The sequence below is a fragment of the Haloarcula sp. CBA1115 genome, from assembly GCF_000827835.1.
GTDB lineage: Archaea > Halobacteriota > Halobacteria > Halobacteriales > Haloarculaceae > Haloarcula > Haloarcula hispanica.
Window position 1 is genome coordinate 1 of the sequence record NZ_CP010529.1, and the last position, 16240, is coordinate 16240.

The 16240-nt window shown below is 55.4% G+C and carries 10 protein-coding genes, 2 rRNA genes and 2 pseudogenes; 7 read left to right on the forward strand and 7 right to left on the reverse strand.

Annotated elements, in window-relative coordinates:
- The 3 genes and pseudogenes from SG26_RS00005 to SG26_RS20545 all read right to left on the reverse strand — a co-directional run.
- Nucleotides 1-2919, reverse strand: a 23S ribosomal RNA gene (locus SG26_RS00005).
- 370 nt (nt 2920-3289) lie between these two features.
- Nucleotides 3290-4761 (reverse strand): 16S ribosomal RNA (locus tag SG26_RS00010).
- The 16S and 23S rRNA genes sit together here, the layout of an rRNA operon.
- Nucleotides 4762-5558: 797 nt before the next feature.
- Nucleotides 5559-5780 (reverse strand): annotated as a pseudogene (locus SG26_RS20545) (cell division control protein Cdc6); the annotation flags it as partial.
- On the opposite strand from SG26_RS20545, the pseudogene SG26_RS20975 reads away from it, so the two are divergent.
- Nucleotides 5778-5873 (forward strand): annotated as a pseudogene (locus SG26_RS20975) (IS1595 family transposase); the annotation flags it as partial. The pseudogenes SG26_RS20545 and SG26_RS20975 sit on opposite strands and share 3 nt — an antisense overlap.
- A 190-nt stretch (nt 5874-6063) precedes the next feature.
- On the opposite strand, the gene SG26_RS00020 reads toward SG26_RS20975, so the two are convergent.
- The 3 genes from SG26_RS00020 to SG26_RS21790 form a co-directional block, all read right to left on the reverse strand.
- On the reverse strand, nt 6064-6294 hold the full coding sequence (locus SG26_RS00020) for a hypothetical protein (RefSeq protein WP_014030570.1): 231 nt from the start codon (nt 6292-6294) through the stop codon (nt 6064-6066).
- A 184-nt stretch (nt 6295-6478) separates the two neighbouring features.
- Complete coding sequence (locus SG26_RS00025) at nt 6479-6769, reverse strand: winged helix-turn-helix domain-containing protein (RefSeq protein ID WP_008308706.1); 291 nt, start codon at nt 6767-6769, stop codon at nt 6479-6481.
- A 67-nt stretch (nt 6770-6836) separates the two neighbouring features.
- Nucleotides 6837-7145: a hypothetical protein gene (locus SG26_RS21790; protein ID WP_225306838.1), complete on the reverse strand. Its 309-nt coding sequence runs from the start codon at nt 7143-7145 to the stop codon at nt 6837-6839.
- 1592 nt (nt 7146-8737) lie between these two features.
- Here SG26_RS21790 and SG26_RS00040 point away from each other — a divergent pair.
- From SG26_RS00040 to SG26_RS00055, 4 genes are all read left to right on the forward strand, one after another.
- Nucleotides 8738-9070, forward strand: coding sequence for a hypothetical protein (locus SG26_RS00040; RefSeq protein WP_050036493.1), 333 nt, complete (start codon nt 8738-8740; stop codon nt 9068-9070).
- Nucleotides 9071-9075: 5 nt separating this feature from the next.
- The gene (locus SG26_RS20550) at nt 9076-9681 is read left to right on the forward strand and encodes an FAD:protein FMN transferase (protein ID WP_079980838.1); all 606 of its coding nucleotides are present in this window, start codon (nt 9076-9078) and stop codon (nt 9679-9681) included.
- Between the two features lie 100 nt (nt 9682-9781).
- The gene (locus tag SG26_RS00050) at nt 9782-10210 is read left to right on the forward strand and encodes a universal stress protein (protein WP_050036494.1); all 429 of its coding nucleotides are present in this window, start codon (nt 9782-9784) and stop codon (nt 10208-10210) included.
- Nucleotides 10211-10329: 119 nt separating this feature from the next.
- Complete coding sequence (locus SG26_RS00055) at nt 10330-12510, forward strand: cation-translocating P-type ATPase (protein ID WP_050036495.1); 2181 nt, start codon at nt 10330-10332, stop codon at nt 12508-12510.
- A gap of 157 nt (nt 12511-12667) precedes the next feature.
- Here SG26_RS00055 and SG26_RS00060 read toward each other — a convergent pair whose 3' ends face one another.
- Nucleotides 12668-13876 carry a Cdc6/Cdc18 family protein gene (locus SG26_RS00060; RefSeq protein WP_014030565.1) on the reverse strand — a complete coding sequence of 403 codons (1209 nt, stop codon included), beginning with the start codon at nt 13874-13876 and terminating at the stop codon, nt 12668-12670.
- A gap of 832 nt (nt 13877-14708) precedes the next feature.
- Here SG26_RS00060 and SG26_RS20980 point away from each other — a divergent pair.
- Complete coding sequence (locus tag SG26_RS20980; RefSeq protein WP_154020777.1) at nt 14709-14861, forward strand: hypothetical protein; 153 nt, start codon at nt 14709-14711, stop codon at nt 14859-14861.
- Nucleotides 14862-14918: 57 nt separating this feature from the next.
- On the forward strand, nt 14919-15743 hold the full coding sequence (locus SG26_RS00065; RefSeq protein WP_050036496.1) for a hypothetical protein: 825 nt from the start codon (nt 14919-14921) through the stop codon (nt 15741-15743).
- Nucleotides 15744-16240: the final 497 nt, after the last annotated feature.

Sequence of the window (16240 nt, forward strand, 5' to 3'; positions counted from 1 at the left end):
CTTTGGTCTGTTAGTGCTCGTGGGCTTAACGTCTCGTTACCTCGACGCGCACACCCCGAGTCTATCGACCGCGTCTTCTACGCGGGACCTCTGCGGTGTCTCTTTTCCAAGTGGGTTTCGAGCTTAGATGCGTTCAGCTCTTACCCCGTGTGGCGTGGCTACCCGGCACGTGCTCTCTCGAACAACCGGTACACCAGTGGCCACCAACCGTAGTTCCTCTCGTACTATACGGTCGTTCTTGTCAGACACCATAACACACCCAGTAGATAGCAGCCGACCTGTCTCACGACGGTCTAAACCCAGCTCACGACCTCCTTTAATAGGCGAACAACCTCACCCTTGCCCGCTTCTGCACGGGCAGGATGGAGGGAACCGACATCGAGGTAGCAAGCCACTCGGTCGATATGTGCTCTTGCGAGTGACGACTCTGTTATCCCTAGGGTAGCTTTTCTGTCATCAATTGCCCGCATCAAGCAGGCTAATTGGTTCGCTAGACCACGCTTTCGCGTCAGCGTTCCTCGTTGGGAAGAACACTGTCAAGCTATCTTTTGCTCTTGCACTCTTCGCCGGGTCTCTGTCCCGGCTGAGATAGCCATAGGGCGCGCTCGATATCTTTTCGAGCGCGTACCGCCCCAGTCAAACTGCCCGGCTATCGGTGTCCTCCTCCCGGAGTGAGAGTCGCAGTCACCGACGGGTAGTATTTCACTGTTGACTCGGTGGCCCGCTAGCGCGGGTACCTGTGTAGTGTCTCCTACCTATGCTGCACATCGGCGACCACGTCTCAGCGACAGCCTGCAGTAAAGCTCCATAGGGTCTTCGCTTCCCCCTGGGTGTCTCCAGACTCCGCACTGGAATGTACAGTTCACCGGGCCCAACGTTGGGACAGTGAAGCTCTGGTTAATCCATTCATGCAAGCCGCTACTGATGCGGCAAGGTACTACGCTACCTTAAGAGGGTCATAGTTACCCCCGCCGTTGACAGGTCCTTCGTCCTCTTGTACGAGGTGTTCAGATACCTGCACTGGGCAGGATTCAGTGACCGTACGAGTCCTTGCGGATTTGCGGTCACCTATGTTGTTACTAGACAGTCCGAGCTTCCGAGTCACTGCGACCTGCTCCGTTCCGGAGCAGGCATCCCTTCTTCCGAAGGTACGGGACTAACTTGCCGAATTCCCTAACGTTGGTTGCTCCCGACAGGCCTTGGCTTTCGCCGCCATGGACACCTGTGTCGGTTCTCGGTACGGACATCATGCTCGTCTTTTCATGGGCCCCAGGTTGAATCACGTTTCCCTATACCGCCGTTCGTCCGCTTCCTGCCATTACGGCTTCCACGGAGTTGGACGGTTCGACCGGGCGAATGCCCGGCGTGATCGACCCCAGGGCGTCAACTTTCACTGCATGATGGCACGGGAATATTAACCCGTTTCCCATTTCGTCTCAGTCGAGTTGCGGTGAGACTTAGGACCGGCTAACCCTCAGCTGATCAGCAGTGCTGAGGAACCCTTATCCATTAGGCCGTCGGGGTTCTCACCCGACTATCGCTGCTACTATGGCCAGGATTTTCGTCACTAATCGGTCCACAGGAGCTCTCGCCCCTGCTTCCACCCAATTAGAGCGCCAATCTACTCGATCACCCTGTAACGGGTGCGGACAGGTCTCGGTGGTGGATTTGAGTCCCGATCATTTTGGGCGCCTCAAACCTCGGCCGGTAAGCTGTTACGCTTTTCTTAGAGGGTAGCTGCTTCTAAGCTCACCTCCCGGCTGTCTAGGGCTCGAGACCACCTTCAGAGGATTACACTTAATCCACACTTGGGGACCTTAACCTATCTCTGGGTTGTTCCCCTCCTGGTACACAGGCTTACCCCGCGCACCGGAATCCCCGCGTCAAACAGCGTCTGTAGGTTTGGAGTTTGACAGGTGTGCCGACTCCTCTCGGAGGCGGACACACCAATCGGTCGCTCTACCCCACAGACTACCTCGGCGGAGGTCATGCTTCGACATGTTTCGATTGGAACCAGCTGTTGCCGGACTCGATGGGCCTTTCACCCCTACACATAGATCACGAGAGGGTATTGTAGGACACCAACTCTAACAGACTTCCACGTGCCTTTCGGCACGCTTCATCTTGTCCATGCGTAGATCGTCCGGATTCGGGTCGTGTCCACATGGCTCCCCGCGCTTGAACACGGCGGCCCTCGGGCAAAGCCCTGCGGCCATGTCGGTTTCCCTGTGCCTCCCCGGATGCTCCGGTTAGACTTGCCATACAGACACACTCCCTGGCTCGTTTTTCAAAACGTACGACAGAACATCGGCTTCCTGTAAGTCTTACTGGACGCTCGCGCGTCGGTCATTCGTTACAGGACCTTGTATGCCCTGTCGCTCGATCGCCAACTGATTTCATGCTCTATTTCGCCTCCCTTCTGAGGGTACTTTGCAGCGTTCGTTCACACTACTTGTTCACTATCGGTCTCAGGTTGTGTTTAGCCTTCGCAGTCGATGCCTGCGTTATTCGCGAGGGATATCCAACCCCCGCTACTCTGGCACTACCGCACAGCGTACTGGTCTTCAGTACGGGGTTGTCACCCTGTATCACGCTCTATTCCAAGAGACTTCGTGAAGACGGTCGGCTGATGAGAGGTAGCCCTGACACCACATTGCCCGTGAGGGCTTCGGTTTGGGCTGTATCGCGTTCACTCGCGGTTACTAACGACATCACGTTGCGTTTTCTTTTCCTCCCGATACTGAGATGTTTCAGTTCTCGGGGTTCCTCATTGCGCGAAGCAATTGTTAGAGAGATTCTCATTCGGAAATCTGTGGTTCTTCGCCTCCGTGCGGCTCCCCACAGCTTATCGCAGCTTGGCACGTCCTTCATCAGCGCCTGAGCCGAGCAATCCACCAGCTGGCATAGTAGCCAACGTCGTTGTGACTCGTTCAACTGAACGAGTCCAGTGGACGCCTGGATCGCACGTACACACGGTTTCATACTCGCCCCCAAGGTGGAGATGGTGGGCGAATCGACCCTTCCCAGGCGCGGTTTCACCCGACCTGGTGCATCTGTCGTCGTATCACAGTCGAACGCCGTCCCACACTTAAGGGGACGGATTCGAAGCGATACGGAGTACGGACCCGTCGGGAGTTGCACCCGACATCCCCGTGAGGGGATATCCGCCTCGGATAGGTCTTTGTGAGCCCAGCGGGCCCATGCAGTAGTCGGCGCTTGCCGACTCGCGGTGACTTGTGGTCACCAGTCAATGTAGGTGGGTCAGGCCAGAGGCCTGATCCCGGTCAGTAGGAGGTGATCCAGCCGCAGATTCCTCTACGGCTACCTTGTTACGACTTAAGCCCCCTTGCGGAGCCCAGATTCGACCGTCGCATGACGGCCTCATCCGGACCCCACTCGGGTGCTTTGACGGGCGGTGTGTGCAAGGAGCAGGGACGTATTCACCGCGCGCTTCTGACACGCGATTACTACCGAATCCAGCTTCATGCGGGCGGGTTTCAGCCCGCAATCCGAACTACGACTCCGTTTGGAGATTAGCTTCGCCTCTCGGCGTCGCATCCCACTGTCAGAGCCATTGTAGCCCGCGTGTTGCCCGGTCCATTCGGGGCATACTGACCTACCGTTGCCCATTCCTTCCTCCGCTTTAGCAGCGGCAGTCCTCCTAGTGTACCCAACCACCACAAGGGTGTTGCTGGCAACTAGAAGTGTGGGTCTCGCTCGTTGCCTGACTTAACAGGACGCCTCACGGTACGAGCTGACGGCGGCCATGCACCTCCTCTCAGTAGCGTCGAGTAAAGTCGTCAACCTGACTGTCATTACTACTGTCGGGACCGGTGAGATTTCCGGCGTTGAGTCCAATTAAACCGCAGGCTCCTCCGGTTGTGGTGCTCCCCCGCCAATTCCTTTAAGTTTCATCCTTGCGGACGTACTTCCCAGGCGGCTCGCTTATCGTCTTCACTACGGCACATCACGTGCTCATGGCGCGTGACATACCTAGCGAGCATTGTTTACAGCCAGGACTACCCGGGTATCTAATCCGGTTCGAGACCCTGGCTTTCGTCCCTCACTGTCGGGTCCGGTCTCTCAACGTGGTTTCCCCATTGGTGGTCCGTCCAGGATTACAGGATTTCACTCCTACCCCGGACGTACCCGTTGAGTCTCTCGGCCCCAAGCTGTGTAGTTTCCACCGGACGCCGACCAGTTGAGCTGGTCGATTTCCCAATGGACTTACACAGCAAGCTACGGACGCTTTAGGCCCAATAATATCGGCCATCACTTGGACTGCCGGTATTACCGCGGCGGCTGGCACCGGTCTTGCCCAGTCCTTGTTCCTGTACCACCTTACGGTACAGAAAAGCGAGGGCTATATGCCCTCACACTCGGAGTCCCCCTATCGCACTGTCGTGCAGTGTAAAGGTTTCGCGCCTGCTGCGCCCCGTAGGGCCCGGTATCTTGTCTCAGATACCGTCTCCAGGCTCTTGCTCTCACAACCTGTACCGATTATCGGCATGGTGGGCCGTTACCCCACCATCTACCTAATCGGCCGCAGCCACATCCTACAGCGCCGGAACGTTTCTAACTCTCGACACTCCAGTCTGAGAGTTATATCCGCTATTGGCCTCAGTTTCCCGAGGTTATTGCGGTCTGTAGGGTAGTTTGGCCACGTGTTACTGAGCTATATGCTACGAGTCTAAACTCGTGCAACTAGCATGGCTAAATCGGACTCCGATAGCAATGGCCTCCGGCAGGATCAACCGGAATGTGCTGATATACATCAGCGGCGGAAGTGGTTGCACTCCGTCGGAAGCTAACACACTGGTTCCTACACCAGTGTTGACTACTGCATGGGTCCGTGGGCTCACATCAGATTCCATCTTGACGGCGGACCGCAGGGGTGGAATCCTCATACACGAACACAAAGCCTCAGTGGCCTCGCGTTCTAAGCGAGTGACCCAGGCCACCACGACGGTGGCGTTGGGGTGTCGTTCCGAGAGCGCTGCCCGGCGCGACCTTCGCATTACATCCGATGGGAGGGGAGTATATAAATGGACGGTCTCGAATCCACCGTGTTTAGGCACCACACAGAACATGTGTCGCATACACACTAGAGAAATAGCCACATTGTCTAATCCAATACAACAATCATGTCATTCAAGTAGTATATTGAGCACATAGCTGGCGACGATGAGAAATCCTCGCGAGATCGGGTTACGCTGGCTCATGAAGATGTTGCGTTTTACGACCCGAACTACTACCAGATACAACTCATTCGAACTGCTGAGAGCGTTCTCTCATCACTTGGATTTGACCGGACGGACATCCAGCCACATTACAGAAACTCGAGATACGACCCTGAGCGAGTGGTCATAGTCCAAGAGAGAGCTACCAGTCCTGCAATACACCGTTAGTTCATGTGAAGACATACCGAAACACACCACTGTTTCCGGAGCTACACACCACTGTTTCCGGAGCTACACACCACTGTTTCCGGAGCTACACACCACCATTTCCGAAGCTATTGGTGAAAGCGTGATTCAGTAATTCGAAAGATTTGCTTGCAGCATATTCATATCCGATAGATGGTCACGGACACGCCGTTCGCTGACGCTATCGGCGTCGAGCCGGTCGCAAATTTTGAGGTACCGGTCGTAAAGGTCACGAGAACGGATAGGAACTTCGTCAAGCGCCTGTTGATATGCAAGCGCACACAAGACAGCGTGTCCCTGTGTCGTGAGTTCTTGCATACCCCCGTAGAGCTGGTTCTTTTCGAGTTCATCCTCACACCCTGTCTCAGAGCGTTACTGCTTCGAAAATGCGTCCGCCGAAAACCCGGCGACGAAGCGCTCAAAATCATCCTTGAAACAGCGCTATGACGCCACCAACAATCGCTTACCCAAGAGCATTATTTATTTGAAACAACCCGACGTCCGAGCAGTCGTCCGCCATACCGCTGCCCGAACTGCAGAGGCGACCGGTGACACCGACTTCGAGAGAGTCCGTCTAATCGGTGAACGAAATCAGTCTATGAAATCCTTCTCATAGATCTGAAAAATTGATGCGAACTCAGGTCTGGCTCTGATAGAGAAGAACTAAAATGGCAAGTCCGATAAAGAAGTCCGGGAGAAACACGAACGCGCCGATGTTTGGGCGAGGTCGGAAGCCGAAGACATTGTGTACTACTGGATTTGACGTACCCGCGTATAGGAGCAGTGCGAGGCTTAGCACAAGCAGGCTTGCTGTGTACTTGTTCGGAAGGTCGCGATAAAGCTGCATGTAGATGGCTGCGAGTGCCACCAGTAACACGAGGTTTAGGGTTGTAAAGAAAACCTCCATCCGAATGAGCAGTTCAACTTGGGAGGACAGCGCCCTCGACGGAGGGCCATGGGATGGAACTGATGTGAAGAGTGCGACTAAGAGTGCGATACCACTCGCGGCAGTCGCACTCGCTACTGTCGTTCCAAGTGGACTCTTGATCCAGTTACGAATCATCATCAACTCCGGCCTGTTCCGCCACGTCTTCCATGATGTCGAGGTTGTTCATCATTCGGTCTGAGAGAAAGTACATCTGCCCGTAATTGTCGCCCTCCGTGGTCACGATATTGCTCTCTTCGAGGACTTCGAGGTGGTGCTGCACTGTTTTGTAGTTCAAATCTAGGTCATTCGACAATTGGTTGGTGTTTCGTGGCTGGTCGTTGAGTGCGCGGAGGATACGAAGCCGATTGCGGCCTCCACGAGACCCACCAATGAGCCACCAGAGCAACTGCCGCATCTATTGAGTATTCATTTGGTCGGTGCAAATACATTCTGTCTCGGTCCGAACGATACTATACCCCGAATTAGTCACTGATCCAGGAGACAATTCGATCAGCGATTTCACCGTTATTGTCGTCTTGCATCATGAGATGTGTATTTCCGGATATCCCTTCATCCGGAAGGCTAAGTAGCGTCGATGCGGGACTTGTCTCTCCTGCGAACTCTGCAGTTGTCTGGGTCGCTTCCTTGCGACCAGTCTGTCCGCGCTCGTCGACATAATCGCCATACACACCCATAAACGGTGCATCACCACCCATCTCCGCTACAGTTTGCGGGTCAGTCGGCGCACCGACCGGCTCAACTGCGATGATCCGTTCAACGAGGTCTGGCACAGCTTGTGCAACCGTGAATCCGGAACTACCGCCCGCTGAGTGAACGAGCAGCACTGCCGGACCAACACGATCGAGAAGCGCCTCTAGGGCGGCAGTCTCTTGGGATGGTGTGAACCGGCTCCCACCGCCACCTCCAGTAGTCGACCCAGTCTGGGTTCCAGCTGTGGTCTCAGTGGAATCCGCAGGTGTGGAGTTCTGGTCGCTGCCACGTCCACCCGTCTGGCTTCCACTTTGTCTACCGCCACCTCCGCCACCAGTGCTAACGTATGCGGGGAATGACGCAACGAGTTGGTCGACCGACTCGACCGGGTATCGAACGTCCTCGTATGGGTCACCGGCTTCAGGTCCGAACCCCCACGTCGGCCAGGCTCGATCGATAGACCACCGGGAGAGTGACGCAGAGTCAGAGTTCTGGAGGGCAGCAGTGTCTAAGCCACCTGAATCGACGTTTCGAGGCGGGTTAAATACATACACTGGATGGCCAGCTTCGGCAAAGTACTCCACCCAGCCGCGTCGACCGTCAGGTGTCGTCCGGTAAATGTACGGTGACAACCCAAGGCCGGGCACCATTACGACGGGTGACTTGTCGGTGGCTGTTTCGGGCTGTGTATATACGACTTCAGCACGTCCGTCGATGACCGTACTACTGCTTGTATTTGCGTTGCCGACGTAGAAATTACCGAACGTCGGAGAGTCGTCATTCTGTTGTTCAGATTGCGGAGAGGCCTCAGAAGCGGACTGTGTATTGGTGTTCGGTCCGCTGTTGTCGGTTGTGCTATTGCACCCTGCGATAGTCGCAGCAAGTGCGACCCCAGTTGCGCGAAGAAACGCTTTCCGAGAGATACCCGATGACATACAGATCGTACTGGCCGGGGATCTGACTTAGTCGATTGCCGAAATCGGCCACAGGTTAGGCACAAATTCATTCCAGTTCATGCAGAACGCCCGATATTGACAGATGATAGTACGTTGAGGTAACTACTGTGTCGCTCAGAGCATATACATTGAGAGCACCGGTCTCAACTTCTGGCTCAGTTGTGATGTTGAGACTACAGCGAGTTTAGCAGGGCTGTGAAGCGTGAATTTGACCGATTCGGTCAGCGGAAACTGCCCAAATGGCTCTCCAAGCGGCCATTCTTGTCACACACCCATCCATATGGACAAATTTTCTAGACTTCCAGCAGCGTAGCCACTCAGACGGCGCGCTAACCCGAACAGAGTACCTCACTACCCGATCCCGGTTTCCTTCTTCAGTAGCGTCAGCGTGTTGTCCGCTGTAATCACCGGTGAGTGCTCATACTCGCCAGTCAATCCGGCTTGGACGAGGAGATCGATAGCGCGCCAGATCCAGTACGCTTCATTCCGTACGCAGGGCAAACAGGGGATTGCCAGTAGTGCCAGTTGCTCGATAACGAAGTCACATACATACTCAGAATCCACCTCGCGCTCTGAATCGATTCGATAGCCGTGCGAAAATTCGATGGTTGGACGCGAACGCCTTACTAAGCCTGTCTCAACCCTCTATCTGCAATGGCAGAATGCAACGACCGCCACGCCGAAGATAGCGGTTCTAAACAGAGGGGTAGCTAATTATGCGCGTTCCTGTCCCGAAGAACAAACTCGTCGCATTCACTCTCGTCGGTGCGCTCCTCACAGCTGGTGTCGCTGGGGCCCTTGCTCTGCCCGGCGGCGGCCTCGCACAGGCTGGCGAGCAACCTAACTCACCAGATACGCCTGCGTCAGACGACTCACAACAGGTTACTGCGGATGCGCCGACGCCGAATCAGGAGTTCACCCCAGCAGCCCAGACACAGTCCGGATACGAGGACGAAGAACACGAGGAGTATGAAGAGGGCGACGAGGATGAAGACGAAGAGGAACACGGGGACGAAGAACATGAGGAAGAACACGAAGAGGAAGAGTGACCGAGATGACGGGTCCGCTCGCATCGGTCTATGAACGGTTCGGGAACACCTACCGCGAGTTCGAGTGTTGTGACACGACGTTTCGGATTCAGGCGATGGGAATTCGGGACGAGGCTGGGGCAACTGCGGCCCGAAAAACGGCTGAATCACTCGAAGCCCAGCTGAACACCTTCGATGCGACGAGTGCCGTCAACCAGCTCAACCGTGAAGGAGAAGTCAGGAACGAACACGTTGTCCGAATCGTTCGCCGTGGAATCGAATACAACGACCGAACCGGCGGGGTGTTCGATATTCACCAGGGCCGCGTCGGACAAGGCCTCAAAACGTTCTTGCGTGGTGACAGTGAGACACTGCCAACAGAGTTTGATACCGGAACTGACGATTCGCATGCGACGATCACGTTCTCGGCGCCACGCGAGGAAGCTGAGGACGCTGAGGCCCCCAGCGAGGACGAAGATACCGAGACTGACGTACTGTTCGAGGAGTTGCGCGAGTGGCATGCTTCAGGCGATGGACGCTTCGAGTGTGAACTACTCGGAGGTCGATACAACCAAATCGAGGGAGCAGGTTGTCAAAACGATTGGCGTTCAACCGTCGAATCCAACGAGTGATGCTCCCCAACCCGATTCATCTGAACGCTCCAAGACGAATTGTCGTCGCACAACCCACTGAGCAGTACATTCATTTCAATTCAGCATCAAATAGTTTCTCATGCCTGTCAACGTTCTCATCGCCTTCGACGGCTCCCCGCTTTCAGAGCGGGCGCTCACATACGCTATCGAGACCTTCCCGGACGCTCCCATCACCTCGATTTACGTTATCAATCCTCTCGACTCCGTTATCGATGTGGAGGCTGGCGGCTTACCAGTTGCCGAGGACTGGTACGACAATGCCAAAGAACGAGCAACCAGAATCCACGCGACGGCCACGGACCTCGCGGCGGAACGTGATACCGAACTCGTTACCGTCACGGAAGTCGGAAAACCGGCACGAGCAATCCTCGAATACGCTGACGACCACGATGTCAATCAGATCGTCATGGGCAGCCACGGCCGCTCAGGAATCGACCGTGCACTTCTCGGGAGCGTTGCCGAGACAGTTACCCGCCGAGCGCGAATCCCGGTAACGATCATCAGCTGAAGCATTCGGACCGGGGGGCAGACGAGAATCCACCGTGTGAAACACCCGCTTCGTACGCAGTCAGACAGAAACACAATGACAGACCGACAATACAAAACCATAGTACATAGGGAGATCGCGTGACCGTTACTGAGTCGCCTCCGCTATCGACCTGTACCATCCAGATCGAACGACGAGGCGGTCGCGGCGAAGGGGGTGCGCGCGCTCTCGAACGCTACCTTGGAGACACACCCGGTGTCCACGATGTCGACGTCTCGTTCCGAACGGGGAACGTTCGAATCACCTACGACGAGAGCGTCACCTCGGGGGTGCAACTTCGAGAAGCGGTCCGCGACCGCAACGTCTCGATCGAGAACGAGCGCGACACGGCCCCCGACGAGGTGACCACACGCTCGGAACTCAGGCAGGAGGCCGTATTTGTCGGTCTAACCTTGCTCGGGATGGTAACCGGCCTCGCGACAGGATGGCTTAATGGCCCGCCACTCCTCATGTGGGGCGGCTACGGCGTCGCGTACGTCTTCGGCGGGTGGTACGGACTCAAAGGGGCCATCGAGACGCTCCGCCACCGTGCGGTCGACATCGACCTGTTGATGATCGTCGCCGCGCTCGGGGCGCTCTCGATCGGAGCACCCTTCGAGGGTGCGATGCTTCTCTTCCTGTTCTCGCTGTCGAACACGCTCCAACACTACGCAATCGGCCGCTCGCGGCGGGCGATCAAGTCGCTCGTCGAGATGCGACCGGACGAAGCGCAGGTCCTTCGTGACGGTGAGGAGGTCACAGTACCCATCGATGACGTCGATGTCGGTGACGTGTTCGTCGTCCGCCCCGGTGACAAGATTGCACTCGACGGCGTCGTCACGTCCGGCGAGGGAACGGTCGACCAGGCCTCGCTCACCGGCGAATCCGTCCCGGTACCGAAGGAACCCGACGACGAGGTGTTCGGCGGCACGATCAACGAGAGCGGGAGCCTTGAAATCGAAGTCACTCGGCAGGCCCACGAATCGGCGATCAGCCGCCTTATCACCATGGTCGAAGAAGCCCAGAGCGAGAAAGCCCCGACACAGCGGCTCATCGACCGGCTCGAACAACCGTACGTCCTCGGGGTGTTCGGGCTCACAATCGCAGCTATCGCAATTCCACTCGCGCTCGGAAGTGAGTTCACGGGGACGTTCTACCGCGCGATGACGCTCATGGTCGCCGCCTCGCCGTGTGCGGTCATCATCTCGACGCCCGCGGCAGTCCTCTCAGCAATCGCCTCCGGTGGCAGGCAGGGCGTGCTGTTCAAGGGAGGCGAACACGTCGAGACAGCAGCGAATATCGACGCAGTCGCCTTCGACAAGACCGGCACACTCACACAGGGCGACACGCAGTTGACCGACGTATTCGTCCGTGATAGTGCGGGGGACGAGACACTAACCGAGGACTCGCTTCTCTCGCTCGCGGCCGCAGTGCAGGCCCGCTCGGAGCATCACCTCGCTCGTGCGACCGTGGCGGCGGCAGACGAACGATCACTCGACACACCCGACGCCGCACGGTTTCAGTCGGTAGCCGGGAAGGGGGTTCGAGCTGACGTCGGCGAGGAAACCATCCATATCGGGAACCGGAGCTACTTCCAGACAGTTCTCGGAGACGAATCAGTCGACGGTCTCAAACCCGGCCTCAGCCGGCTCGAAACCTTAGAGGAAGAGGGAAAAACGAGCGTCCTCGTTGCCCGAGAGAGTCACGTCGACATCAGCGTCTTGGGGTGGCTTGCGTTCACCGATACCGTTCGCCCTGACGCGGCCGAGATGATCGACAAGCTCCGATCGCTCGGCGTGGAGCATATCGTCATGCTGACGGGCGATAACGAGCGCGTCGCACAGCGCATTGCCGACGAGGTCGGCATCGACGAAGTCCAGGCGGAACTGCTACCGGAAGAGAAAGTGGCGACTATCGAAGAGCTGGTCGAACAACACGAGAACGTAGCGATGGTCGGTGACGGTGTTAACGATGCCCCAGCCCTCGCCACAGCGACCCTCGGCATCGCGATGGGGGGTGCAGGGACTGATGTCGCGCTCGATACTGCTGATGTGGTACTGATGGGCGATGATCTCAGCAAGATTCCCTACGTACTCGGCCTCGGCCGCAGGACTCGCCGAACACTCACCATCAATCTCGCCATCGCCTTCGGCGCGATTGCACTCATGGTCGGTACGATCCTCCTCCGTGGAATCCCGCTCCCGCTTGCCGTAGTCGGACACGAGGGGTCAACGGTTCTCGTCTCGCTAAACGGCCTTCGGTTGCTCGGCTTTCGTGGATGAGAAATTGGCCGGTGGGCAAGAGACAGTCATCAACACAGAGGGCGAGTGAACAATCGAAAACGCCTGCATTCGATGGACATTATTACTTCAAAAGGAGTCTTAACCAACAGCCAATTGTAGCCGATCTTGTTGTTGGTTAATCCGGATCACGACAGAATCAGAACGAGTCTAGCGTCGTCGATGTCTCATCTGTAGCAAACAACTCCGCTAACCGCTCGTCCTCTTGAAGTACTTCCTGTGCCAAATCCGCGCGAATCGAAAATTCGTACTCATAGTATGAGCCGCCTTTGGGGCCCTTATTCTGTTCGTCTACGTCTAGGAACCCTTTCAACGTCAACTGTGACAACCGGTCATGAATCGTTCTGTCAGTCCGCACATCCGCATCGATACGCTTTGCAGCCATTACATACCGCTCGTAAATTCGGTTACGCTTGGACGGCGTTTCATCCTCCCGCTCCAACAGTAATAGGGAGTAGAGAGTCAGTTTGCTCTGTGTTGGCAAGCGAGTTAATTCGTCGCGAACTTTATCGCGCTCAACAATCTCGTCTGCCTGTCGCACATGCGCTTCGGTGATGACATCGGACTCCTTATCTCGTGCCAGATCTCCAGCCTTATACAATCGCTTCAGCGCCTGTCGGGCACTTCCAGAGTCTTGTGCGGCAAACGCTGCACACAACGGAATCACATCGCCCGCCAAAATGTCAGACTGTAACTCATAACTGCCATCATCAAGTCGCTGAGCCGAAGTATCGTGAAACGCCTCACCAGCACGCTGTTTCAAGATGTTCCCGAGTTCGTTCGCATCATACGGTGGAAAATGGATCTCTTCGTCAGCGAGACTGTCCTTCACACGCGCTGAGAGGTTATCGCGGAACGTGAAGTCATTCGAGATACCGATTACCCCAACCAGTGTATCTTCAACGTTCTCGTTATCGTTCGCCCGTGGAAGCTTATACAGGATGTCGTCATCATTCCCAATGGCATCAATTTCATCAAGTACGATCAAGCAATGTGTTGCATCGAGTGCTTCCAGCTCATCGAACAACATATTGTAGATCATTCCGCTCGGATACCCGGTCGGTTTGATTTGCTCGGTTGCCGGACGAAATTGATTAATGAGGTTTGCAGCCACCTGGTAACTGCTGTTCAGCGATTTGCAATTTAGCTCAATTACTTGAACGTCGACACCGTCGATATTTTGCTGATCCTCGATCAGTCGTTCAACGACCATCCTCAAGGATAGTGTCTTTCCGACTCCAGTCTGGCCATATGAAAATAGGTTTTTCGGCGGCGCACCGTTAATCACAGGTTTGAGCGCACTCTGGTACTGCTCAAGTTCTGTGTCGCGCTCAATAAGACGGTGCACCAACCCCCGCCCCCCAGATTTCACGAGAGTATCGTTGGAGAGGAGGGGAAGAGAGGGCAAAATGAAACTCTGAATGAGAAGAAGATTTAATATAAGTGGGTCAAAACAGCATCCGTAATACGTTAGGTTCAGTTTAATTCTCTAGTGGAAACTCAGCAAGAAGCGTCAGACATTATTTCTTCCCTCCCCTATAGCAACTCTCATGAAATATGGGGGGCGGGGGAGATATCTACCTGTCTCTTCTATTCAGCAAGGCAGAAAGGAGACCTCAACTTCTCATGGTCAGTTATCGTCGTCAACAAACAATATCCATCGCTAGTAGGTTATATCCATAGGAGTCTACGGTCGCGCTGCTCTGTATTTGATTCCCTGAGAGACCATCAATCCCTCTCCACTCACTGTCTAGACTCCGTGCTTTCTCTGAGTTACTACACAATTGATGACTTGCTCTGCTCAACTACACCCCACATTTCATGAGTTAGGAGCTGCTATTCTTAAACTCTCGTGAAATGTGGGGGGTGGGCAACAAAATGCCGGTTCACTGGCCGATATTAACTCTCGTGAAAACCGGGGGGTCCCACTTCTCTACGGCCGATACAGCAAGACACTATCAAAGTTGAACTACGCCGCCTGCGTAGCGTGTTTGCGTTGGAAATCTCATCTGGAGACTTTCCTGAAAAGAGACAGATCAAAGATAACATCGCAGCTGAAATTATTCAGGTCACACACCCTGTACCACATGAGAGATCTGTTTATCTAACCGAACTCAGGCATCTTGTTTGTTCTAATACATCATGTAGGCGATTGAGCTATTGCCCACAATGTTCGTTTTGTGCAGCCCTCGCAGCCGGCGGCTCCACACGATGTCCAAGCCTTCGTCGACGATATGCTCTCAGACGGCGAGGTTCGACCAGAATACGACGCGATGACTGACTGGGAAGCCCTGGAAGCGAACCACGGCGACACCGCCGACCAGTACCTCTAGATCGGACTTCGACCCAGCGCGATTTTGTGCTGCCTCGGTGGCTGGAGGCTTTCCAGTATGTTGCCGACAGCCGAACCACCGTTCGACCCGATCTTCGTCGATGAACCGCTGCTTATCCCAAACTATGAAGAAACGATCATCAGCACAGTCGGCTTGCCATTCTACGCCGACGTCACTCGCCCCGATGAAGTACCCGCTGACGAGCACGAGCGAACCATCGACCTTGCGGAACGTATCTTACGCGCCAGCGGCGTCCGAATTGGCTTCGGGCACCACGAGGAAGTCCGAACCTCGATGGAGTCGTGGGCTCCAAATGCTGACGAGGAATGCGATGCTGACTCCGGCTACTGGCGCTCTCATGTCCTCTTGATGTCTCCCCAAGAGATGAACTTCGGACAGCTGGACGGCGAACCCGAGGTGAGGTACAAGAAGGCCAAGACCGTGCTTGCGTGGGCCAGAGAGTGTATCGACAGCGACGTCCTTCAGGAGATCGAGCGGTCCCAAGCCGAGGATATCAAACAAGCGTGGTACGACGCCGCAGAAGCCGAACTGAGCCAGCGTGAGATCGAGCAGTTCGCCGAGGACCCACCGGAAGCGCTCGATGGGTGGACGAGACTTGACGCCGACCACGACGCTGTCAAGGTCGCATACGTCGCTGACAACCATGGGACGCCATCGGTCGCGGCCGTCTTTGAGGGTGCTGACAGCGAATTGGAGGCGCGTGAGTTCACGCTGGAGGAGTGGCAAGAGAACGACGGCAATCCTCGTGCGGCAAGGCCAAATCGGTTCTGTGTCACGACTGATGGCGACGGGGCCTACGCCCAACTCCGGTCCCACCTGTTGACCTTCGAGGTCGAGCCGATGGAGCCACTCGAAGTGTAGATCATTCCTGCGCTGAGCATGGTCATATCCCAGATACACCACACCGTGTTTCGAGTGTAAACACCACTGCTGTCTGGTGGTTTTTCACCGGAAACGGTGGTGTGTGCACGCGTGAGCAGTAGTCATTTGATGATGGCAGTCGCTGATATCCTCAATGCAAGGGTGTAACCGATGCTTGGGGGTGGTCCATTCTTAGAGGGACTCTGAAATTCTTCTCTGAAACATTACTGTCCTGAATGCTTTGGGGTAGGAAAATACTCTGTGCGGTATTATACAACTTCATCTTAGTTAACTAAACCACAATTGATTTACTGACTTCCCCTTCGTATCTATCATATGATGTCGAGATTTATACAATATTTCCCGGAAAGCAGCCGCATGGAATCAGATTCTTCTGTCTGTGTTGGTCCTGCCCTCATGCCGCTCAGCAGCAAGGTGAGTGCCAATGCCTAAACACTGTTCGAGACGGGAACTGCTGGGCGGCGCTGTGGCTGGAG